The organism is Armatimonadota bacterium (assembly GCA_016125185.1).
In the GTDB taxonomy this organism is placed as follows: domain Bacteria; phylum Armatimonadota; class Fimbriimonadia; order Fimbriimonadales; family Fimbriimonadaceae; genus Fimbriimonas.
In genome coordinates, this window is sequence record WGMG01000001.1 from 709,388 (window position 1) to 731,622 (window position 22,235).

19 protein-coding genes and 1 pseudogene are annotated in these 22,235 nt (G+C 56.5%); 15 read left to right on the plus strand and 5 right to left on the minus strand.

What is annotated here, in order from left to right:
• Positions 1 to 15 precede the first annotated feature (15 nt).
• From GC165_03215 to nadA, 4 genes are all read left to right on the plus strand, one after another.
• Positions 16 to 492: a hypothetical protein gene (locus GC165_03215; protein ID MBI1331870.1), complete on the plus strand. Its 477-nt coding sequence runs from the start codon at positions 16 to 18 to the stop codon at positions 490 to 492.
• A gap of 312 nt (positions 493 to 804) precedes the next feature.
• Complete coding sequence (locus GC165_03220) at positions 805 to 1,722, plus strand: LD-carboxypeptidase (protein ID MBI1331871.1); 918 nt, start codon at positions 805 to 807, stop codon at positions 1,720 to 1,722.
• Positions 1,713 to 3,086: a hypothetical protein gene (locus tag GC165_03225; protein ID MBI1331872.1), complete on the plus strand. Its 1,374-nt coding sequence runs from the start codon at positions 1,713 to 1,715 to the stop codon at positions 3,084 to 3,086. The genes GC165_03220 and GC165_03225 overlap by 10 nt, the downstream gene beginning before the upstream one ends.
• Positions 3,087 to 3,098: 12 nt before the next feature.
• Entirely contained in the window at positions 3,099 to 4,196 is a 1,098-nt protein-coding gene (gene nadA / locus GC165_03230; protein MBI1331873.1) for a quinolinate synthase NadA, read from the plus strand.
• On the opposite strand, the gene lon is transcribed toward nadA, so the two are convergent.
• Positions 4,169 to 6,517, minus strand: a complete 2,349-nt coding sequence (lon, locus tag GC165_03235; protein ID MBI1331874.1) for an endopeptidase La — start codon at positions 6,515 to 6,517, stop codon at positions 4,169 to 4,171. The genes nadA and lon overlap by 28 nt on opposite strands.
• A 65-nt stretch (positions 6,518 to 6,582) precedes the next feature.
• Entirely contained in the window at positions 6,583 to 7,149 is a 567-nt protein-coding gene (locus tag GC165_03240; protein ID MBI1331875.1) for a MarR family transcriptional regulator, read from the minus strand.
• Between the two features lie 116 nt (positions 7,150 to 7,265).
• Between GC165_03240 and GC165_03245 the strand changes: the two genes are divergently transcribed.
• Positions 7,266 to 7,877, plus strand: a complete 612-nt coding sequence (locus GC165_03245) for a hypothetical protein (GenBank protein ID MBI1331876.1) — start codon at positions 7,266 to 7,268, stop codon at positions 7,875 to 7,877.
• A gap of 21 nt (positions 7,878 to 7,898) precedes the next feature.
• Positions 7,899 to 8,501 (plus strand): hypothetical protein, encoded by a 603-nt coding sequence (locus GC165_03250; GenBank protein ID MBI1331877.1) that lies wholly within the window; start codon positions 7,899 to 7,901, stop codon positions 8,499 to 8,501.
• A gap of 3 nt (positions 8,502 to 8,504) precedes the next feature.
• Here GC165_03250 and GC165_03255 read toward each other — a convergent pair whose 3' ends face one another.
• On the minus strand, positions 8,505 to 8,753 hold the full coding sequence (locus GC165_03255) for a ferredoxin (protein ID MBI1331878.1): 249 nt from the start codon (positions 8,751 to 8,753) through the stop codon (positions 8,505 to 8,507).
• Positions 8,754 to 9,000: 247 nt separating this feature from the next.
• Between GC165_03255 and GC165_03260 the strand changes: the two genes are divergently transcribed.
• From GC165_03260 to GC165_03280, 5 genes and pseudogenes are all read left to right on the plus strand, one after another.
• On the plus strand, positions 9,001 to 10,107 hold the full coding sequence (locus GC165_03260; protein MBI1331879.1) for a hypothetical protein: 1,107 nt from the start codon (positions 9,001 to 9,003) through the stop codon (positions 10,105 to 10,107).
• 213 nt (positions 10,108 to 10,320) lie between these two features.
• Complete coding sequence (gene erpA, locus GC165_03265; GenBank protein ID MBI1331880.1) at positions 10,321 to 10,707, plus strand: iron-sulfur cluster insertion protein ErpA; 387 nt, start codon at positions 10,321 to 10,323, stop codon at positions 10,705 to 10,707.
• Positions 10,671 to 11,909, plus strand: a complete 1,239-nt coding sequence (locus GC165_03270) for an outer membrane beta-barrel protein (GenBank protein MBI1331881.1) — start codon at positions 10,671 to 10,673, stop codon at positions 11,907 to 11,909. The genes erpA and GC165_03270 overlap by 37 nt, the downstream gene beginning before the upstream one ends.
• Before the next feature lie 73 nt (positions 11,910 to 11,982).
• A complete protein-coding gene (locus tag GC165_03275) occupies positions 11,983 to 12,747 on the plus strand; it encodes an SDR family oxidoreductase (protein MBI1331882.1) in 765 nt (254 codons plus the stop codon).
• 53 nt (positions 12,748 to 12,800) lie between these two features.
• A pseudogene (locus GC165_03280) lies at positions 12,801 to 13,160 on the plus strand (four helix bundle protein).
• 27 nt (positions 13,161 to 13,187) lie between these two features.
• Here GC165_03280 and GC165_03285 read toward each other — a convergent pair.
• Both GC165_03285 and GC165_03290 read right to left on the minus strand, forming a co-directional pair.
• Entirely contained in the window at positions 13,188 to 14,915 is a 1,728-nt protein-coding gene (locus GC165_03285) for an ABC transporter permease subunit (GenBank protein ID MBI1331883.1), read from the minus strand.
• On the minus strand, positions 14,912 to 17,347 hold the full coding sequence (locus GC165_03290) for an extracellular solute-binding protein (protein MBI1331884.1): 2,436 nt from the start codon (positions 17,345 to 17,347) through the stop codon (positions 14,912 to 14,914). The genes GC165_03285 and GC165_03290 overlap by 4 nt, the downstream gene beginning before the upstream one ends.
• Before the next feature lie 80 nt (positions 17,348 to 17,427).
• On the opposite strand from GC165_03290, the gene GC165_03295 reads away from it, so the two are divergent.
• The 4 genes from GC165_03295 to GC165_03310 form a co-directional block, all read left to right on the plus strand.
• On the plus strand, positions 17,428 to 18,735 hold the full coding sequence (locus GC165_03295; protein ID MBI1331885.1) for an MFS transporter: 1,308 nt from the start codon (positions 17,428 to 17,430) through the stop codon (positions 18,733 to 18,735).
• Positions 18,736 to 18,741: 6 nt separating this feature from the next.
• On the plus strand, positions 18,742 to 19,086 hold the full coding sequence (locus GC165_03300; GenBank protein ID MBI1331886.1) for a hypothetical protein: 345 nt from the start codon (positions 18,742 to 18,744) through the stop codon (positions 19,084 to 19,086).
• 137 nt (positions 19,087 to 19,223) lie between these two features.
• The gene (locus GC165_03305; GenBank protein MBI1331887.1) at positions 19,224 to 19,946 is read left to right on the plus strand and encodes a PEP-CTERM sorting domain-containing protein; all 723 of its coding nucleotides are present in this window, start codon (positions 19,224 to 19,226) and stop codon (positions 19,944 to 19,946) included.
• Positions 19,947 to 20,156: 210 nt separating this feature from the next.
• Positions 20,157 to 22,235, plus strand: a 2,079-nt coding sequence (locus tag GC165_03310) for a hypothetical protein (protein MBI1331888.1), incomplete at its 3' end; no start/stop codon positions are given.

Below are 22,235 nucleotides of genomic sequence, written 5' to 3' on the forward strand. Positions count from 1 at the left end.
ATCAAGGTAAGCCGGGTGAACGAGTGGGTTCTTATTGAGGAAGTCGCCTTCCCAACGATACGCAAAATGGCGATCGGAGCATCGGCCGATCGCTTTCTAACGCTTCAAGAGGAACAAACCTCGTCGACCTGGTCCGTTTACGGGCGCCTACGCTTCATCGAACCGATTCAGGCCAAATGGTTAGAGCTTCTTCTCACCGAACTTCCAACCGAGAAACGAACCCGGTCCGAAATCCAGAAACGGTTCGAGGCTCAATTTGGCTTCGGTGGCTACCGCCTGCCCAATCTCGGCGACGACCTGAGCGAAGATCTGGTGAGGTACTGGCTTCGATGCGAACTTGGACAACCGAAACCCAAATTCTCATGGGGACGAGAAATCGAGTCGTTTGATGCCGACGATCAGAGCTTTGCCGATTGGTTTCGCGAAGCGAAAACCAAAATGCCAAAACGAATGTCGATCGCGGAAGCGGCTACTCGAATCTCTGACACTTAGTCTCTGACCGATCACTGACCATTGTCCGTCGCCCTAGCGCAGTGAGCCCTCTGCCCTAGCGCAAAGCGCGCCCTAACGCAGTGAGCCCTAGCGCATAGCGCGAGCCCTTTACCCTTTGAACAACGTAGGGCTGTAGGCCCGTTCTAGCTTAGCCCAGGTCGCAGTTCCGACAGGAACGAAGGCCTGGGTAAGGATCCGAACCGGAAAAAGTCCAGGGAGTCCCAAACCTCGGGACGACCCGGTCGTTACGACCGCAAAAGAAAACCTTCCCTAGCCTAGCCCGCCCTCCCTCAGAGATATACTAACTTTCGAATGGGAAAGCCCAAGGCTCTCAAACCGGGAGATACGATCGGTCTCGTCTCTCCGGCCTCTCCCCTCACCCGCGAGAAAGCTGCCACCGGCATCCGTCTTTTGGAAGAGCAGGGCTACCAAGTCAAAGAATATCCATCGACGTATGCCGCCACCGGCTATCTGGCGGGCTCAGACGAGGCACGTGCAAAGGACCTAACCGACGCGTTTCTGGACCCGGAAACGCAAGCCGTGTACTGCGCTCGAGGCGGCTACGGATGCGCGCGCCTCTTGCCGTATCTCGACTTCGACCAACTCGCCGCCACCGAAAAGCTGTTCATCGGCTTTAGCGACATCACTGTGCTCCACGCCTGCCTCAACCGCCGTGGACTCCCTACTGTTCACGGACCAATGGCGATCACGGTCGGCTACGAACGCCAACCCTGGGTGTACGAGTCCCTTTTCCGCGCCCTCCGTGGCGACGACCCGATTCCGCCCGAAGCCTTCACCGGCAAGTGCCTCAAACCAGGTGCCGCCACAGGCGAGGTCGTGGGCGGCTGCCTCATTCTCATCTGCGATCTCATCGGCACTCCCGAGCAGATCGACATGACCGATAAGATCATCCTCCTGGAGGATGTCGACGAAGCGCCCCACCGAGTCGATGCCATGCTCACTCATCTTCTCAACTCAGGAAGCATCCAAAAGGCGGCCGGAATCGTCATTGGAGAAATGACGCGAACGGATGAGCGCGTGGATAAGGGCATCGGCGAAATGCCTTGGCGGGAGATCGTGGCCGATCGACTAAGCGGTCTCGACATGCCGATCATCATCGACTTCCCCTGCGGCCACGCGCCGCAGATGTTAAGTCTGCCGTTTGGCATCCGCGCGGAGATGGACGCCGCGCGCGGTACCATGAACTACATCGAGTCGCTATGCAAGTGAAGTATTTTGGGATTTTGGGGCTCCTCCTTGCGTCGAGTCATGTCGCCGCAAATCAGGTTTGGGAAAAACCGGTGGCGCCCGGCCTTGTGTACAGAATGGAAATCACACAGGACCCTCCGAGGGTCATTCATGTACTCAAGCTCATCAGTAGTAACCCCGTCACATCGGTCATTCCCGAGCTCGGAAACCGAACCGTGTACGACTCGAAGTCCGACGGTCGATCCACCGTCTCCCAGATGGTCAAGGACACCAACGCCCTCGCCGCCATCAACGCCGACTTCTTCCCGTTCACCGGCGACCCCCTCGGACTGATGGTCCGCGAAGGGCAATTCATTAGCCTTCCGCACCCCAAGCGTGCCGCCTTCGCCTGGGGTCCCAATACCTCCGTCTTTGGCTTTTCGCGATTCTCCGGCTCGGTGACGACCGAGAAGGGAACGTCTGTTGATATCGACGGACTCGACGAGGAATGCCAAGAAAACCGCGTGACCCTTAACGGCCCCGAAGCTGGCATCAGCAAGTCGAAGAACCCCTGCCTAACCGTCGTCCTCAAACTCGATGGCGGACGATTGATGCCCACGACGCAAATCGGTGCATCCGTGATCGCTTCCTCCAACGATGGGGCCAATATGCCGCTGAAGGCCGGGCAGTTCACGCTCGTAGCTCAAGGTAACAAGATGAGTCAGCTATCCGGCCTCAAACCCGGCGACCGGCTCACCATCAAGCTCACCACGACTGGTTTCGATTGGGAAAAACTGGACAACGCGGTAGGCGGCGGACCGCTCCTCCTGCGCAACGGTGAAATCGCGGTGGACGCCGAAAATGAAGGCTTCGGAAAGGATTTTGTCGACACTCGACACCCGCGAACCGCCGTCGGACGAACCGGCGATGGCGACCTCGTGTTCGTCACCGTTGACGGCCGCCAAAAGGTCAGCGTTGGCGCGACCCTCGGCGAACTCGCCGAAATCATGCAAGGCCTGGGTTGCCGCGACGCTCTCAACCTCGACGGTGGCGGATCGACCTGCATGAACATTTTCGGGCTCGACATGAGCCGACCCAGCGACAAAACCGGCGAGCGCCCTGTCGCGAATGGAATCGCCTTCTATGGCCCCAAGCCGCTGACCGCCGACCAAAAGCTCAAGATCGTAGTTCCCGCTTCGATGAACGTCAACGGAACCGCGCAAGCGAAGGTTGTCGATAAGGACGGACGAGAAGTGCCGAACATCGAGGTCTTTTGGTCGCTCCAGGGCGCGGCATGGGTGGACCAAGGCGGACAAGTTTCTGGTCTGCAGGAAGGCACCGCCACCTTGCAAGCCTACGTTCGAGGCACCATTCTTTCGACGAATATCACCGTCAAACAGCCGTAGAAAAGAGTAGCGATGTATCAGGAGCCTCTTCCGCAAGAATACGTCAATCTTCCTCAAGACGAGATCGACGCTCGCATCACGGCCATCAAGGAAAAGCTGGGTAATCGCCTCGTGATCCTCGGCCACCACTATCAGCGCGACGAGATCATCAAGCACGCCGACTTCCGCGGCGATAGCTACAAGCTCGCCAAGAACGCCGCCGCCACCCCCGAAGCCGAATTCATCGTGTTCTGTGGCGTCCACTTCATGGCCGAATCCGCCGACATCCTGACCCCCGACAACCAAAAGGTCATCCTCCCCAACCTCGCTGCTGGATGTAGCATGGCCGACATGGCCAATCTCTTCCAAGTGCGAAGCGCTTGGAAGCAGATCCACGAAATCATCGGCGACACGCAGCGTGTTGTGCCTGTCACCTACATCAACTCCGCCGCCAACCTCAAGGCGTTCGTGGGCGAGCACGACGGCACAGTCTGCACCAGCACCAATGCCCCCACCGCCGTCGCTTGGGCGCTGGAGCAGGGCGACAAGGTCTTCTTCTTCCCCGACCAGCACCTCGGACGCAACACCGGAGTCAAGCTCGGCTACGACCCCGAAACCCAGATGATCCTCTGGGATCCGTTCAAGCCGCTGGGCGGCAACACGGAAGAGTCCATCCGCACCGCCAAGTTCATCCTCTGGAAGGGCCATTGTTCGGTCCACAAACGGTTTAGTGTCGAGCAGATCGAAAAGGCCCGACGCGAGCACCCAGGTGTGAAGGTCCTGGTCCACCCCGAATGCGAACTCGATGTCGTGAAGGCCGCCGACCTCAACGGCTCGACCGAGTTCATTCTCAAGACCGTCACCGAATCCGCACCGGGTTCCATCTGGGCCGTCGGTACCGAAATCAACCTCGTCTCGCGAATCGCCAAGGAACAGCCAGACAAGACGATCTTCTGTCTCGATCCCGAAATCTGCCCATGTAGCACGATGTACCGTATCCACCCGAGCTTCCTACTCTGGTCGCTCGACCACATCGCTAACGGCGACGTGGTGAATCAGATAGTAGTGCCCGAAAAGATTCGCGAAAACGCGCTGGTCTCGCTTCAGAGAATGTTGACCGTCTGCGCCTGAGCGATCGCGAACTTCAACGCCTCAGTCAGGTTGGCCACCGGCTCAACATCGACACCCTGGACGATCTCCTTCGGGAAGTTGGCTAACTCGGTTGCCTGCACCGCTGGAATCAGTACCCGCTCATAGCCATATCGCTTAGCGGCCAGGAGCTTTTCGCGCAATCCGCCGACCGCCAGCGTATGCCCACGCAAGTTCAACTCGCCGGTCATCGCCACCTTTGGCTGAACCGCCCGGCCCGAAAAAGCGGAGAACAAGGCCACCGCTACCGTCAAGCCCGCGCTCGGACCATCTTTCGGAATCGCCGCTTGCGGCAGGTGAACGTGGACGTCGAACCGCGAGTCGATCCCCTTCGTGTCGAGCAAAGACCGAACGCAGGTTAGCGCTGTCTGAACCGACTCCTGCATCACAGGCCCAATCGAGCCCGTCAGCGTCAGCTTCAACTCCGATCCTACTGGTTTGGTCAAGCTCACCTCGACCTGCATGTGGTCACCGCCGTAGCCGCACACCACCAATCCGTTGACGATGCCCACCTCTTCGTCCTCGGTAAGCTCCGAAACCGGAATCTGTGGCAGACCCAACAAGTCGGAAAGGTCGGCCCGTGAGAGCTCCTTCGGAATCGCATGGCCGAGCGCGGTTTGCTTGGCGAGCTTCCGCCCCAGCCGGGCAATCTCTCGACTGAGCGACCGAACGCCGGACTCTCGAGAGTAATCCCGTACCAGCGCCAGCAACGCGTCCGAACCCAAAGCCGGAAAGTTGGAGCCCAAGCCGCTCGTCTCCCGAACTTCGGGAATCACATACTGCACGGCGATCGCCTTGCGCTCCTCCTCGCTATAGCCCGAAAACTCAATGATCTCCATGCGGTCTAGCAGAGCCGACGGAATGCTATCCAAAACGTTCGCCGTCACGATGAACAGCACGTTCGAGAGATCCATCGGAACCTCCAGAAAGTGGTCGACGAACTGTGAATTCTGGGAAGGATCGAGAAGCTCCAACAACGCACTCGTTGGGTCGCCACCGATGCCTTGGCACAGCTTATCGACCTCGTCGAGCACCAGAACCGGGTTCATCCGTCCCGCTTCCAGAATGGCCTGAACGATTCGCCCCGGCCGAGCGCCAACGTATGTCCGGCGGTGGCCACGAATCTCCGCCTCGTCGCGCACACCACCCAGAGCGATGTGCCCGCATCGACGGTTCATCACCTTAGCGATGGACCGTGCAAAGCTGGTTTTGCCTACGCCGGGAGGCCCGACAAAGCAAAGCACTGCGCCCTTGGTCGAGCCACGCAGTTTCTTGACCGCCAAGAATTCGATAATCCGCTCCTTCACCCCCGAAAGGCCGAAGTGAGCCTGATCAAGGCGCGCTTCCGCCTCCGCGATGTCGATTTCTTCCTCGACGCTGTCGCTCCACGGAATCCGCATCAGCGTCTGCAAATAGTTTCTGGTGACGTGGATGTCCGGGCTGCTCTCCGTCGCTTGCTCCAGCTTTCGCAGCTCAATCAACGCCTGCGTGCGCGCCGGTTCAGGAACGTTATTCTCGATCGCGTCTCGGTACGATTCGCATTCCTCGGTAAACGGCCCCTTGATCCCCAATTCCTGCTGGATCGCACGAAGCTGCTCTCGGAGAAAGAACTGCCGCTGAACCTGGGAAATGTCACCTTCGACCCGGTTACGGATGTCGTCCTGCGCGTCCAGCAGGGCCTCTTCCCGTTTGCACATCGAGACCACGTGCTCAAGCAGGGTTTCAAGCTCGGCAATCTCAAGAACTTCTTGCTTTTGCTCTGTAGGGCAAGGCAGGAAGTGGGTGATCAGGAAAGCAGTGGTCAACGCGTTCGCAGCCAGCGAAACACCCTCGATGCTCTCGGTCGGAATCTGCTCGTTGCGGCCGGCTATTCGAGTAAAGGTCTGCTTGAGCAGTCGGCTGTAAGCCTCAATGCCGGAGTCGGTCGGAACCACGTCGGCAATTTCCCGGTACTTGGCCTGTCGCGGCGCCGGTCCGGTCGGCGATTCGATCACGCCGCATCGGCGCAATCCTTTGAGGACCAGGCGGGTCGATCCATCGGGCATCGGCACCGTGTGGATGACTTCGGCGAGAGTGCCGATCGCAAACAGGTTTTCGGGAGTCGGATCCTCGTGGCTAGAGTCTTGTTGGGTGATCGCCAGCAAGAGCCGGTCGCTCGCAATCGACTCCTGAATCGCGGCTTCCGACGCCGGACGAGTGATCTGAAGCGTCAGAATGGCGCCAGGCATCATCACCTGATCTCGGATCGGAAGAATCCAAGCGGAACCAACCAAGCCCTTTAATGGAACGCTCTTGTGAGCCATAGAACACTTAAAACCTACCACTGAGGGGTAAGTTTTGGTGAAAAATTGAGTCTATTACCGGAAGATTACGAGGATATTTCTCGCTTCATTGCCAGTTTGTCCAGCTTCGTGTTCCGAACCAGGTCCCGAATCTCGTCCACGCCGATCTCCGAACCGAAGACCTGGTTATAGGCGATATCGATTAGATCGAAGATCTCCAACAAGGCGAAAAGACGGGTGCGTAAACCCTTCACCTCTTCGTCAGGGTCCGACTCGGGAAGCTTGCCCAAAACCTCCCGAATCGCATCGGCTGTGGGATCGATCTCACGCCGCTTACGCTCGCGCACCACACGAAGGAACATTTGATAAGGATCGGTCTCCGAGACATAGGTGTCCTTTCGATCTCCCGGCTGGCGGAATCGGCGAACAATGCCCCAATCCATCAGTTCTCGAAGATTCATAGACGCATTGCCTCGCGAAATTTGCAGTCGATCCATGATCTCGTTCACCTCGAGAGCCTGACCAGTGATGAAAAGCAGCGCGTGAATTTGCGCCATGGTGCGGTTGATTCCCCATGAACTGCTCATTCGCCCCCACTCCAAAATGAAAAGATCCTGAGCTCGAAGAAGGTTGGAGTTGGGTTCTTTGACCATGTTTCAAAAAGTGCGAACTTTCAAAAAATTCACGAAGTTCAGTATAACCGATTGGTCCATCCATCCTAGTAAATGTGCCTTGATTCCTCTCGTGTATATAAGGAAGAAAATTGGCGATGGCTCGGGCGTCAGGCGCGGTTAAGATTCACGATCGAAATGAGATTCTCCTTTCGACGATTAACTGCAGGCGCTGTCGCCTCCAGGGTCTAAACGACGCCCAGATGTACACCGGCTGGGTCCTCAAGATGGAAGGCGGCGTCATCACAGTCAGTTCGACTTCACCCAAATGCCCGAATGTTGGCGACTTTCTCTATATCGAGGTAGACGCCCCCGCGACCGTCATCACGTTTGTCGCCTACGTACTTTCCTTCCAATCGACCAAATTCGAACTCAAAGTGACGTCCGACGTTGATGAGCGGCCGCTAAAGACCGAATCCCGCTTGTTGGTCACCCCGTTCAGTGGTTCGCTGAAGCAGGGCGACATCACGATCGGCATCACCATCGCCGACGTTTCCGAAAACGGGGTTGGCTTCTTCTCCGACGATCCCTTTAATAACGCCAAGTGCACCGCTGTCCTAAAATCCGAGCATGGGGCTGTGACTGTCGAGGGAGAAATCCGATATGTAAGAAAGGAACCGACGACGCAGAATTATCGGGGCGGCATGAAGATCCTCTCGATGGATCGTGTCAGCCGGGCACGATGGTCAAAGGTTCTCCAGCAATCGTAAAGGAAGTCGCAACAGGTCATCATGGGCTACAAACTCGAATCGGCGGAACGAAGGGAAAGCTTTATCAACGTCCGCGTGCGTCTCCAGCGACTGAAGGATGCCAAATTCTATGCCGGTTGGGTTCGCACCTTCTCGGATACCGAAATCGTCATCGACTTCCCAAGCCAAGATTGGTTTGAGTCTGGAACCAAGTTTTACATCACCATTAACGGTGTGCAATCGGCCGCCGCGGTCCAAGCCACGTTGGACAATCAGTCGCCCGGTTTCATCACGCTCCACTTCGACGGGCCTTTGCGTTACCTCAACCCGTCCGAGTCCGCTCGCCGTCAGGTGACCGGCCTCACGGGAGTGATTAGGCTCGATGACACCGAGATTGAAATGCAGGTGACAGACGTTTCGACCAAAGGCTTTGGCGCGGTCATCGATGGCGCTCTGCCCCGAGGCACCGTCGTCGATATCGAAGTCGATACTCAATTCGGAAACGTGTCGGGTAAAGCCGAAGTCCGCTACTGTCGTCAAGACACTAAGGACTCGCTGAAGCACCGCATGGGCTTCCTATTCGTCCAACTTGGACGCATCGAAACCGCTCGCTGGAGCCGCCTCTCCGAAGACGGCGCTCTCTAGGCCCTACTCGCCGGCAATCCGCTTGGCTTCGTCGGCATTCTTCTGAATGTAGTCTTTCCAATTGGCCGGAACATCGGTGTCCACGAAAATCGCCGTGACCGGGCATTCGGCTTCGCATAGGCCGCAGTCGATGCACTGGTCTGGGTGAATAACAAGCTGGTCGTCTGCTTCATAAATGCAGTCAACCGGACAAACCGTCATACAGGATTTGTCCTTAACACCGATACAAGGTTCCGCAATGATGTATGGCAACTTTTCAGAAACTCCACCACAATTTTGACCCGAACGGGCCCAAGATTTCGGCCTTGCTCGAACTTTTTGCCCTCGACAGCTAACAATCGAAGCAGAAAAGCGCTTAGAACAAGCCGTTCGTACAGGAAAGAACGGCATCGAATAACGGCTTTCGTAGGCCCAGAATTTGGTCCCAACGTGGCTTTTTTGCTTGACACGCCTAAGAATTCTACTTATCCTTCCTAGTATTTCTAACAGGGAAATGGATATGAAACGTGTTCCTCTTTACGGCCTTGCCCTCGCTAGCCTCGCGGCTACAGCCCATGCCGACGTCACTTTTGGCGGCGCTCGCGCCGCAGGAATGGGCGGCGCGGGACTCGCCCTCCCCGTCGATGTTGGAAACAACTACCGGATGAATCCGGCGTTCCTCGCCTTCGGTTCAAAGGCCCCGACTCTTCAGTGGCCAGGTCTTGGTTACAAGCTCGACGGCATCAGTATCAGCAACGTCCGCGACGTCGTCGGAACCATCGATCACGGCGGCTTGGATGCCAACGGCATTCTGACCCTCGCAAGCAAGTATGGCGAAAGCCCCAAGGCGGTTGCCTTCAACGGGAACGTCGGTTTTCGCATGGGTGGTCTCGCCATCGGTGCCAAAGGCGAAGCCGGCATCAACTCGATTCCTAATGCTTCTCTCCAGACATGGGCGCAGGCTGGCGGTGACACCAACAACGTTCCTGCCGACGCTCGACTCGATGCTTACGGCTATGGCTACCAACAGGTAGAAGTCGGCTATGGCAACAGCGTCCGCTCGAAGGCCGGCAAGTTCACTCTCGGTGCCAACGTTCGGCGAATCAAAGCCTACTATGCCCACAAGTTTGCTGACTCGGCTACCATCGCCAGCGGCGACTCGAACGGCGTTCAGAACGGATCGGGCATCACCGGCGACTTCGCCACGCAAGATTCGACCGGCGTCGATGTCGGCCTCCTCTATAACTTCCCGAACGTAAATAACCTTTACATCGGAACCGTGATCGAGAACTTCATCGAGCCGAACATCGCCTTCAACTACGAGGCTCCGGGCGGCGGTCAGCCGATCATCCCCGGCGGTTTCGACCCCTACAAACGAACGTTCAACTTGGGTCTAGGCTATGTTCAGGACAAAGTCCTCATGGCGGCCGACCTTGTTGATATCGGCAACAATTCCGGCGGGCAGCAATTCCGCGCTGGCGCCGAATTCAAGATCGGTGGCAACTCGTACTTCCGAACCGGTTACAACACCCAGACCGCGTTCACGTACGGTTTTAGCGTTGGTGGCTTCAATATTCAGCTTGGCGGAAAAGCCCCGCTCAGTCTGACTTCTGTCATCCGCTTCTAGTCTCCCCCGGCACAATGGTGTCCAAAGGGTGGCACGGATAGGTGCAAGCGAGTCTTTGGCGACGCTTGTCGGACAGCACACCTATCCGTGTAGCAGGTGGCTGGGCCATTTTTGAGATGGCTTGCAGGGTCCACCATAAGACTGACAGAAATGAGATCAGGTTAAAAATCTGGTCTCATTTTTGTTTTTGCAGACGTAGAATAGTTGAGAGAAATGATTACCCTTACCGAACGTGCCGCTACCGAGTTGAAAGACTTGATGTCCAGCCAGAACAAAGAGAACGCCGCGTTGCGGGTTTGGGTTGCTGGCGGCGGATGCTCGGGCCTGTCCTACGGCATGGCTCTCGATGAGAATGAGCCGGAAGCCGACGATCAGGTGTTTGAGAATGATGGCGTGAAGCTGATCATTGACTCCCTCAGCCTCGGCTATATGGAAGGCAGTTCGGTGGACTACGTTGATGACGTCCTCGGCGGCGGATTCAAAATCGAAAACCCTAACGCCACTTCGACCTGCGGTTGCGGCTCCTCCTTCAAGACCGAGGGAAGCGGTTGTGGTAGCGGTGGATGCGGCGGCGGTTGCGGCTGCAGCAGCGGCTCTTAAGTCCTCGTCAAGTCTCCAGAGGGAGACATCAAGATTCTGACAATATGAAAAGAGAGAGTTCACCTCTCTCTTTTTTTGTCTGTACTCTCTTCTGGCAACGCACGATTGCGATCGGGCCGGTCACATTTATGAAGAGAAATCTTGCCATCGTCTTAGGGCTTTCGACTACCTGCTTGGCCGTCGCTTCGCCCTCATTACCAGAGGGGCTGAAGTTTAAGGGCTGGGTCGACCTCTTCTATCAATACGATTTTAACCGCAGTCCTTTCGGCAGGAACCTAACTGGGCGAGAGTTCGATTTGAAGGCTGGAGCATTCGAACTGGCCAATGCTGAGTTGAACATGGTTTATGCAAAGAAGGGCGCCCCATTCTCGGTCGTGCTCGATCTGGGTACGGGACGAAACGTAGAGATTAACAATGGTTTGGATGCTAAGAATGCCCACCACGACGAAATCGTCCAGCAGTTCTATCTCTCCTTGCCGCAAAAGGATGGTTCGACCCTCGACCTAGGAAAGTTCAACACATGGATTGGCCTTGAGAGCGTGTATACCGTCGACAACCCCAACTACTCCCTAGGAAGCTTATTTTGGTACGCCCAGCCGAACTGGCACGTCGGCATGCGTTGGACAAAACCCTTCAACGACACTTCGACCGGAGCCCTCTATGTTGTCAACGGCTGGAACGAAATTCAGGATACGAACGGGAGCAAGACGCTTGGGGCATCGTACGCGAAGACGATTTCGAAGAAACTCTCGGCGACTTTCGGCTACATCGGTGGAAAGGAAGGCACGAACGGAATCGGATTGCCTAATATTGGCCAGTCGGATGTCCACATGGCGGATCTGATTGCAACTTATACGGTCTCGGACAAGCATACGATTATGTTCAATGGCGACTATGCATCGTCGGCGGGCGCGAACAGCGGCCATTGGTATGGTTACTCGGTCTACTCGAACCACAAGCTGAGCGATTCAAAAGACGCTTCGATTCGGTTCTCCATAGTGAATGATCCCCAGATGCTTCGCGGCGCTCCCGGTTCCATCAGTTCATGGACGGGGACCTATAACGTAAGGACGACAGAGGCGAGCACGATTCGCCTGGAACTCAGGTTCGACCAAGCCAACTCGAACTACTTTCAGAATGGAGCGGCCGGATTCTCGAACAATCGAACGACGTTGACGATTGCCCAAGTGCTCCGATTTTAGTCAGCGCATCCCATGCCCGTTCGCACCGAGGGGCTACTTCCCGCGTTGCTTGCGATTGGGCCATAATGGACTCATGCTTCTTCAGGGCAAAAAGGGTCTAGTCCTTAACGTCACTAATAAGAATTCGATTGGCTGGGCGATCGCCGACGCAGCGAACCAGCAAGGCGCGATTGTGGGGATCGGCGCGCAAAACGAAAGACTCCAAGAAGGCGTCAACAAGCTTCTCGATGGCCGAACCGGCTTCGAGAATGTACTCATCGACTTCAGCTTTGAGGAGCAGTACGAAACCCTGCGACAAGATGTCGAAAAGAAGCTCGGTAAGCTCGACTTCCTGGTCCATTCCGTTGGCTTCGCGCCAAAAGAATCGCTCCAGGGCCGATTCATGGACACCACGCTCGAGGATTTCCAGGTGGCGATGAACGCCAGCGTCTACTCATTCCTGCGCGTCGTCAAGGAACTCGAACCTTGCCTAAACGATGACGCGAGCATCATCACACTCAGCTACATCGGCTCGACCCGCGTGATGAACAACTATAAGGTGATGGGTCTCTGCAAGGCCGCCCTGGAATCGACCGCTCGATACCTCGCCTACGAACTCGGCGACCGTGGCATCCGCGTCAACACCGTCTCCCCCGGTCCCGTCAATACCATCTCCGGCCGAGGCGTCTCCGGCCTGTCCGATTTCATCAAGCATGTCCACGATGTCGCGCCGCTGAAGCGCGAATATGGCCAGGAAGAAGCCGCTGGTGCCGCGATGTACCTCCTCAGCGACCTGAGCAAAGGCGTCACCGGTCAAATCATTTTTGTGGATAGCGGCTACAACGTGATGGCGGTCTAAAAAAGCTACTAGCTTTTAGCTTCTAGCGGAGTCCGATTGATCAGCGGGGCCGGATGAGATAGTCGGACTACCAAGATTTGCAGGTATGGCAGAAAGGAATATTGCTGTGCCCAGAAATCTATCGGCTCACCAAGACCTTCCCCGACAGCGAGAAGTTCGGACTTACTAGCCAGATGCAACGGGCGGTGGCATCGATACCCACCAATATCGCTGAGGGCCATGGACGTAGTACGAACCAAGACTTCATTCGCTTCCTCTATATAAGCATCGGCTCCGTGCAGGAGCTTGAAACGCTGGTAAGGATAGCTTTCGAGCTTGGTTACATTGAGTCCGTTGATCCTTGGCAAGAAAAGACACGGGAACTTGCCAAGATGCTCACGAGTCTCATTCGCACATTAAAGTCAGAGGGTTAGTACCATCCCCTTCAAAGAAGCTAGAAGCTACCTTCCCCCAAACCCCGACAACGTCACACCTTCGATGAAATACTTCTGCGCGAAGAAGAACACCAGCACGACCGGAACGACCGTCATCGTCGTAAACGCCATCAACAGTCCCGGCTCGCCGCCGCGGTCACCCTTAAACAACTGCAAAGCATAGCTAAGCGGCATATTCTCCGGTGAGTTGATGTAAATCAACGGCCCCATAAAGTTGTTCCAAGCCCCCAGGAACGTCCCCACTGCGATAACCGCCAACGCCGGTTTGATTTGCGGAAGCATGATGTCCCAAAACGTTTTCAGATAAGTACAGCCGTCGATCTTCGCCGCATCCTCAAGCTCCATCGGAATCTGCGAGAAGAATTGCCGCAACAAGAAGATGTTGAACGCCGAACCAAAGAACGCCGGGACCCAAAGCGGATAGAGTGTGTCCACCCAACCCAAGGTTCGGAAGATCAAGAACTGAGGCAACAACGTGACAACGCCTGGCAACATCATCGTGGCCAACAAAATATTGAATAGCACGTTCTTGCCCGGAAACTTCATCCGGGAAAACGCATAAGCCACGATCGAACAGCTCAGGATCGTCCCCACAACCCCCATCACCACGAGGAAAAGGGTGTTCTTCAGGTACACCAAGCCGCTATAAGTCTCAGGCGGCATGTACTGCAGCGCCTCGCTATAGTTCTGGGTCCGCAAGCCGATATGGCGCACTGGCTCCGTCTTCTCGCCCAGGACGGTCACATCCTTGCCCTTCATCTCGTCCGGCTCCATCACGCTCAGAACCCGCCGGCCGTCCTCCAGGCTTTGCTTCTCAAAACCTTTGATCTGTTGTCCATCGACCACCGCCGTATAGACGTTGGCATCGACCGGCACCTCTTTCAGCTTGTCGCGCGTCGTCAAAAAGTCAATTCCGCGAATGGAGAGCGGACGGAAGATGTCCATCTTCAGCTTGCCTTGCTCCTCGCCAATCACCAACGCCTCGACCTGCTGACCGTTGTAATCCGTCACATAATGTTTCATCGTCGGGTCGGGGTTCATGTACGGAACCGTGTCCGTCACCCGCGGAACCCAAATGATGCCTGCCTTCGACGTCATGTCTCGATCTTCCTTAAACGACGTGACCAACAGGAACACGAACGGAATACCGAACACTACCGAGCCCGCCAACAACCCGCACAGAGTCACAAAGCCCTTGCTGTAGTCCCGCGCCTTGGCTGACCGTGCGCTTGCGGCAACCGCCACCAACGCAACCGCGAACAGGAGAACCACGAACGCAATGTCCGTCACCGAGAGCTGGATGCCCCCTGTCAAAACGGTGATCTTGCTATCGGGGATCAAGTGATAGACAAGCGCCATCAGCGCCGTAGAAACCGCACCCATGGTCACGCCCTTCCACGCCGCTCCCCGCTCCTCATCGTTGATCGCCGAAGACACACGGATCAGACTCCAAATCGCATACACCGCGCAGGAAACCGCGATCCACGCCGTCCAAGGCATCACGAACCAGAACACCGGCAGTTTGAATCCGCCTTGCGCGAACGACTTTGTAACGGCGATCCCAAAAATAAACAGAGCGAGCGCAACTCCGCCCGAAGTCAAAATTGACGTGGTCGACGGCTTCAGTTCCGGCTTTCGCATGAAGAAAACCGCATTGCGGGCGACTTGGAAGGTCAGGATGATCGCGATCCAAGTCGCGACTGACGCGGCCGAGTAGACGATTCCTTCGATCACGAGCTCACCTCCGTGTGGACCCACTTATCTTTTAGCTTCCATTGGATGAACGTAACGATCATGACGATGATGAAGATCAGCCACGCGAGGGCCGATGCGTATCCCATTTTGAAGAAGGCGAAGCCATTGTTGAAGAGGTGGTAGGTCGGGGTCAGCATGCTGTCGTCGGGACCGATCGGGCCGTCGAGCGAGGGCCGCATGACATAAACACGGTCAAACTCTTGCATGGATCCGATGAACCCGGTGACGGCGTTGAAGAAGATGATGGGGCTGAGTTGCGGGAACGTGATCGACCAGAACTGCTTCTTCGAGTTCGCTCCGTCGATCGACGCCGCCTCGTACAGCGAGGTCGGAACGCCCTTGAGGCCCGCAAGCCACAGGATCATTCCGCCTCCCGCGCCCCACACGCCCTGAAGAATGAGCGCCGGTTTACTCCACTCAGCCGAGTTCAGCCACCCCGGCGGCTGAACATTCAGCCACTTGGTGATCGTATCGACCCAATAAGTATTAATGAGGCCCTTCCCGGGATCGGCGGTCAGAACCCACGTCCAAAGCACCGAGCTAGCGATGACCGGAATAATCGCTGGCATGTAGAAAATGGTACGGAAAAACCGAATTCCTCGGGTCCCCGTGTTCAAAAGCAATGCGATGGCGAGGCCAGTCGATAACCCCAGTGGAACCCCGACGCCGGTCAAGTAGGCCGCATTCCCCAGTGCCTGGCTCACTGACTTCCAGTCGGCGCCAAACATGTCTTGGTAGTTCTTAAGGCCAATGAAATGCGCCTCATTCAAAACGTCCCATTGCGTAAAACTGAAGAATAACGAGGCGATCATTGGACCGATCATCAGCAGGACAAAGCCGATGACCCACGGTGTGATGAAGAGGTACGCCCACTTCGCCTCATGCTTCTCCAGCCTGCCAATCTTCGACCGAGTGAACTTGGCGATGAAGTACGTGAGAAGGATGATAACCGCCGCAAACCCAAGGTACGCCGGGATGGCGAGGTTGATGACCGGATACTTATCCTTATTGAAGAACGCATCCAGTTCACGCTGGACCGTCCGCTGGGCATCGGCAAGCGCCTGCTCGGAACTCGCCTTCTTGTAGCACGCGGCTTCCATCGCCTTGACATGCTCCGACCACAAAATCTGCCCCACGAACGTCGCTGGCCGAATGCGTCCAAACCTGGCCATTTTGGTATGCATTTCGACCGCCTCAGCATAGTTCGGCGACGCTGGTTTGAACATTTTGGCCGAGAGCTCGTTCGCCTCTATGTTCGCGATCTGGCGCGGAATGAATACGCGGCCGCGCATTCGCTCCCATCCCGCCTGCGCCGTATTGTCGATCAAGCGGCCCTTGGTCGAGGTCAGAAACTTGATGAGGCGCCAAGCCCCCTCGACGTTCTTCGCCCCGCGCGGAATCGCGAGCGAAAATCCGCCCATCCACGTCACAAACGTGTCTTTCTCGTTGGCAAATCTCCCACGGTGGTAGTAGCGATCGTCGGGAACTGGAGCTGGTGATGCCTGGAAATCGAGGTCGGGTGCGTATCGCGACAGGGTGTTGAGAATCCAGTCGCCATCGATCTTCATCACGACCTGGCCGACAATGAACGCGTCGTTCTCGTTACCCTGGAAACCAGACTCGAAGTTCTTCGCTTTCTCGTAGCCGCCCTCGAGGTCGTACCCCTTCACGATGAAGTCCAGCGCCTCGCGCGCCTCTGGAGTGTTCATCGTGCACTTGCGGCCATCCGGGCTCATAAAGTTCGCGTTGTTCTGAAACGCGTACATGTACAGCCACGAGTTGCCGAAATTGGGCATGACTCCGGCTCGGATTAACTTCCCGCTCTTGTCAAATTTGGTTAGAACCTTGCTATAAGCCAGCAGCTCAGACCACGTTCTTGGTGCCCGCGTCGGGTCTAGCCCGGCCTTTCGAAGGTTATCCGCCTCTTCGTTGAAAATCTTTCGGTTCCAGTACAGGATTCGGTTGTCGGAGCCGGTCGGAATTGCGTAGACCTTTCCGTCGTACGAGGCCTCTTGCCAGGTTGCCGGATAGTACTGCTTCTCCTGCGGGCAAAGCGGGTCCGTTTTTGAATCTCGGGCAATCAGGTCGTCGAGCGGACGAAAAGCCCCGCGCGAAGCCCAGTCCGAAATCGTAAAGCGGTCCTGATTAATCACGTCGGGCGCCACGTTGCCCACGATCGACGTCATCAGCTTCTGCGGGTCCATCCGACCCGCGCCCATGCTGAGCAGCTTAACCTTGAGGTCTGGGTTTTCCTCCTCAAAGGCTCGAATCGCGGCGTCTTGTCCCTTCGTGTCGGGTCCTAGCGAGAGCCCCCAAAACACGACTTCCTTCTTTGGTGGCGCGGTTTGCGCAAATACTGTGGTCGTAAGAACGAGCAGCAGGCAGGTGAGAATCCTTTGAAGGCTCTTCATCGAAACAGTCCAAGTTTAAGCTGATCTTACACGGAGAATACGAATTCTCAACCGGAAACTCGTATGAAAAATGTTGACGGATGAGTCGCAGAGGTACCCTCTTATTTTCCGTGGATCCTCTTCAGCAGCCTGATTTTAACGAAAAACCGAAGCTATTTCCTTTGGTTCTGACAGTTTTTCTCGATTTGTTAGGGTTTGCGATGTTCATCCCCGACCTTCAGCTCCGAGGCCAACTGCTCGCCACACAGTTCCTCCACATGGACAATAAGGCTCTCCAAGTGGGCCTTTTGATCGGGCTGGGTCAGTCGGTCTACTCGATCGCTCAACTCCTCACTGGAACCTGGCTGGGGCGGCTGAGCGATACCAATGGTCGAAGAATAGTCCTCCTGATCAGCAGTGCGCTCTCGGTGTTCGCCTACATTCTCTATGCGAACGCCCACAGCATTTTCCTGCTCTATCTTTCGCGGGCCCTCTCAGGTGTAGCCGCCGCCAACCTCGGCGTCGCGTTCGCCTACGTGGCCGATGTCAGCAAACCAGAAGAGCGATCCGCCAAGATGGGCATGCTCGGTGCCGCCTTCGGTGCCGGATTCGTGATCGGCCCTGCTCTCGGTGCTGGGCTACTCGCAATGAATCACGACAGCCCGGCCCTCCTCGGTTACTTCGCCGCCGCCCTGTCCTTCGTCAACTTCATCCTCATCTACCGCTTGGTGAAGGAGTCCAACTTCGACCGACTTGATTCGCATCGCGGCTCGCTCATCGGAAATATCTCGCATGCAGCCAGCGTCAAGGGCCTCGGCATCGTCATGCTGATGTTCTTTATGATGAATCTCGCCTTCACCAACTTGGAAACGACATTCTTCCGCCTCCTCGAGGCCAAGAACTGGATATTCCAGATCCCATCGGATCATGTAAAAACCGTTGGCGCAATCATCCTGACCGTCGTGGGTATCACCGGCGTTTTCACGCAAGGCGGACTCGTGCGCGTGATCGTGCCCAAGTTGGGTGAACTCAAGACGGTGAGATTCTTTTACAGCATGTTCATTCCCGTGTTCCTTTGCATCCCGTACTTCCAGTTCTATTGGCCGGGAATCATCGGAGTGATCATGTTAGGAGTCACGAACGGTCTCAGTGGGCCAAGTATGAATGCCCTTGTCTCCCAGCGTGCCCCTCGCGAAATGCAGGGAAGCATCATGGGCCTCACGCAGTCGCTGGGCTCTCTTGCCCGAGTCATCGGACCCGTATTCGCAAACTTTCTGTTCCAGATGCGCCCGTCATACCCATATCTATATGGTGCGGGCCTCGCCTGCATACCCGCTATCCTTTCTTGGGCTATCCTTAAACCTGTGCCCCAGGACAAGGACGAAGTCGCCTTCGCCAACGTCCACTAGATTACGATGAGCGAAGAAGCCGTTGAAAAGACCGAGACCCGGGAGACCCCATCCAAACATCAGCGAGATTGGTTGGGCACCTTTGTGGGCCTCGCCATCTTCCTCGGCGGAATCGCCATCCTCTACACCGTATTCAGTCAGGCCCTCGAACTCTTCCGAACTCCGCCAAGAGTAGAACTAACGGTTCAACCTGGCAAGCCGGTTGAACTCGCGAGCGCCTTCAATGGAATGATGGGCGTGATCGTCAAAATCCTCCTGCTCATCCTCATGACCTGGCTGGGCTCGGTGATCGCAAATCGGGGAATTTTCCTCTACGGACACTCGCGAGGACGGACGGGCCGAAAGTCCTAACTAGTATTTTTACGAGATTCCAACTAAAACCCTTGAGAAAATTGTTAGGTTTTCCCAAGTGCATTGCGCCAAATCGGCTTTCGCGCTATCATGGTAGGGAATCAGGTTTTCAATCTGAATCTGAGGTTCTCATAACTATGAATTTGGGCAAACTTACGCGCGGTGCGGCAGTCGTCGTATTCGCCTCCAGTGCGATCTTCGCTAACGCTCAGACGACAAGCATGTGGTGGAATAAGTCGGGTGACTCCGCGACCCTCATGCCGCCGACCGTCGACGTCGTCGCCGGTTCGACCGTCACTTTGAGCGTTTATCTCTCGACGTCTGGCTTCACGGGCAACCTGTCGGCTGTCTCCGTTTTCCTTGGCTACGATACAACCAACTCGATGACGGATACCGCAGTGCCGGATGGCAGCGGCATCACTATCGCCCATGGCGGAACCAACGCTTCTCCGACCGGACTCCCGCTCGCATGGTCGTCGTCGTTCAGTGGTGGCGTGGTCCTCAACAAGCTTGGTGGCGGTTTCGACGCTTCTTCCGCGAGCCGACCGTTTGGCTTGTGGACCTCCAACGTGACCTTCGGCGACTTCGGCTTCACCGATACCTCGGCGACCCGAATGTTCGATGTCACGCTGACGGTTGACGGATCGCTGGCCGATGGTTCGCTGCGACCGATCACCATCTACGCTCTGCCTTCGATGCCGGGCGCATGGGATTCGGAAGTCTTCGATTCCAACTCGGTGAGCGCTGCTCCGCAGGCCTACACTGCAAATCTGCATGTGGTCAACCCCGTTCCGGAACCTGCCTCGCTGGCTGTTCTCGGCCTTGGCGCCGTCGCTCTTATCCGACGCCGCAAGAAGTAAACCAAATTCGTAGCGTGTCTGCGTCGAGTCTTCTCGGCGCAGGCACCGATGCGAAAAACTTTCTTTCTATTCCTAGTACCCAGTGGACGCGGCCTTCGGTGCTCCCCGTCGCTCCTAACTTTGGGTGGGTCATCAATGAAACTAAACGCAAAATCCAGAAATACATTCTCTTTCGGTCGATTGCTGAAGGGTGGGGTTGTTGCTTCGGTAATGCTCGGTTCGATCGCTGTATCGAGCGCGCAGACCGTCGGCAAGGCTTATACGCTCAGCACCAAACCGATTGTCGAGACGACAGCGCAAATTATGCAGCGTGAGCGCCAGTTCGGTCCGAAGCTTCCCATTCGCAAGCTGAAAGACACAGAAACTGAACACGAGATCGATCGAGACCATCTTCCTCAAAACCCGTTGTCCCCGGCCTCGCCTATGTGGCCCCCGGTCGTCAACGACGTCAAGATTCTTCCTCCCGGTGACACAACCATCGGCGATGGCAAGACGCCTCCTCCGCCCAACTTCTCGGTGCCGGTCAACTTTGGTGGACCGACCCTCGGCGAAAGTGGCTTCGTTCCGCCCGACTCCGACGGCGATGTCAGCTACAGCTCGGTCATTGTCGCCGCTAACGGCCGGATCAAGGGCTACGATCGGCTCGGTAACCTGAGTTCGCTCAACGCAACGACAGACAACTTCTTTGCCTCCGTTCGAGGTTCCAGTACCAGTGACCCGCGAGTCGTTTTCGATAAGATTACGAACCGATGGTTCGTCGAGATCATCGACGTCACGAGCTCGAATAACCGAATCTGCATCGCTTATAGCAATGGCGAGGTCATCAACGCCTCCACCACCTGGACGTTCTTCCAATTCGCGCAGAACGTTGGCGGCGGTGCATCCGGCTTTGCCGACTACGGAACGCTCGGCGTCGATGCTAACGGCGTCTATGTCGGCACCAACCGATTCACCTCGTCCTTCCAGAACTGCGATGTCTTCGCCATCAACAAGGCCAACCTGTTGAGCGGCACCCTGACGGTTACGCCGTTCCGAAATATGATTTCGAGCAGCACCGGCATGTTCACACCGTGGCCCGCCACCAACGACGATCCGACCGCAACGGTCGCCTTCGTAGTCGGTGTCGACGCCGGCGTCTACGGCAAGCTCGACTATCGTCGCATCACCTACTCTTCGGGTACGTTCAGCATCTCTGGTAACTCTGGGCTGACGGTTCCGACCACTTACAGCCCTCTCGCGATGCCGATTCCAACCTCGGCCTCTACGACGGGTGCCATCGACTCGCTCGATGACCGACTCTTCTACGCTCGCGTCTGCCGAAACCGCCTGACCGGTGAAGTCAACGTTCATACCGCTCACGGTATTCGAATGACTTCCGCTGGCGTCGGCTCTAGCGGCGGCGATCGAAGCGGCGCTCGATGGTACAACATCGGAAGCGTCTTCTCGGGAACGGCAAGCCTGCTCAACTCAGGAACCGTTGTGGATGGCGCGAGCAGCGGCTTCAAGTACCTCTCGATCCCGTCGGTAGGAATGAATGGCCAGGGCCATCAGTACATTGGCTTCACCATGGGCAATGCGACGAATTCGCCTGGCGTGGGCGGCTCTCTTCGCCTTACGTCCGACGCGCTGGTCTCTTCTCCGACGCTCATCAATGCCGGCGCAAACTACTATGCGGTGCAGGGCACGTCCGGTACCCAGCGATGGGGCGACTACTCGTTTACGATGGTCGATCCGCGCGACATGATGAGCTTCTGGACCTTCCAGGAATACTGCAACTCCAACAACTCGTGGCAGGTTCGCTGTATGAAGATCCTGGCTCCGGCTCCGACCGTGAGCGGCCTTTCGCCGTCCTCGGTCACGCAAGGCGACACCACGAATATCGTGGTGACCGGTACCGGCATCTTCGACCCCGACTCCACCTACCCGGACCATCTGGCGTTCAGCTTCGGCGCAAACATCACGGTCAATTCGGTCACTTGGAACAGCGCGACGCAGGCAACCGTGAACATTACGGTTGGTGGAAGCGCCGCGACGGGCTCGCGAACAGTGACCCTGACGAACCCGGATGGCCAAACGGCAACCGGCTCGATCACGGTCAATACTGGTCTGAAGACGGTCTCTGGCACGTTGGCTCTGACGAGCTACACGGGTTCGGTCTCCGGTCTCCAGTTCGTTTACGAACTGCGCGACGCCTCGACGAACGCGCTGATCGAAACGCACAACATCACGGGTCTTGGCTCGGGTAACACGTTCAGCTTCACGACCTCGCAGGCTGCAGGCAACTACAAA

Bases quoted from the DNA above. Each gene is read 5' to 3' on its own strand.
- GC165_03220 (MBI1331871.1), top strand. From the start codon at position 805: ATGGGAAAGCCCAAGGCTCTCAAACCGGGAGATACGATCGGTCTCGTC.
- GC165_03225 (MBI1331872.1), top strand. From the start codon at position 1,713: ATGCAAGTGAAGTATTTTGGGATTTTGGGGCTCCTCCTTGCGTCGAGT.
- nadA (MBI1331873.1), top strand. From the start codon at position 3,099: ATGTATCAGGAGCCTCTTCCGCAAGAATACGTCAATCTTCCTCAAGAC.
- lon (MBI1331874.1), bottom strand. From the start codon at position 6,517: ATGGCTCACAAGAGCGTTCCATTAAAGGGCTTGGTTGGTTCCGCTTGG.
- GC165_03240 (MBI1331875.1), bottom strand. From the start codon at position 7,149: ATGGTCAAAGAACCCAACTCCAACCTTCTTCGAGCTCAGGATCTTTTC.
- GC165_03245 (MBI1331876.1), top strand. From the start codon at position 7,266: ATGGCTCGGGCGTCAGGCGCGGTTAAGATTCACGATCGAAATGAGATT.
- GC165_03250 (MBI1331877.1), top strand. From the start codon at position 7,899: ATGGGCTACAAACTCGAATCGGCGGAACGAAGGGAAAGCTTTATCAAC.
- GC165_03260 (MBI1331879.1), top strand. From the start codon at position 9,001: ATGAAACGTGTTCCTCTTTACGGCCTTGCCCTCGCTAGCCTCGCGGCT.
- erpA (MBI1331880.1), top strand. From the start codon at position 10,321: ATGATTACCCTTACCGAACGTGCCGCTACCGAGTTGAAAGACTTGATG.
- GC165_03270 (MBI1331881.1), top strand. From the start codon at position 10,671: ATGCGGCGGCGGTTGCGGCTGCAGCAGCGGCTCTTAAGTCCTCGTCAA.
- GC165_03275 (MBI1331882.1), top strand. From the start codon at position 11,983: ATGCTTCTTCAGGGCAAAAAGGGTCTAGTCCTTAACGTCACTAATAAG.
- GC165_03290 (MBI1331884.1), bottom strand. From the start codon at position 17,347: ATGAAGAGCCTTCAAAGGATTCTCACCTGCCTGCTGCTCGTTCTTACG.
- GC165_03295 (MBI1331885.1), top strand. From the start codon at position 17,428: ATGAGTCGCAGAGGTACCCTCTTATTTTCCGTGGATCCTCTTCAGCAG.
- GC165_03300 (MBI1331886.1), top strand. From the start codon at position 18,742: ATGAGCGAAGAAGCCGTTGAAAAGACCGAGACCCGGGAGACCCCATCC.
- GC165_03305 (MBI1331887.1), top strand. From the start codon at position 19,224: ATGAATTTGGGCAAACTTACGCGCGGTGCGGCAGTCGTCGTATTCGCC.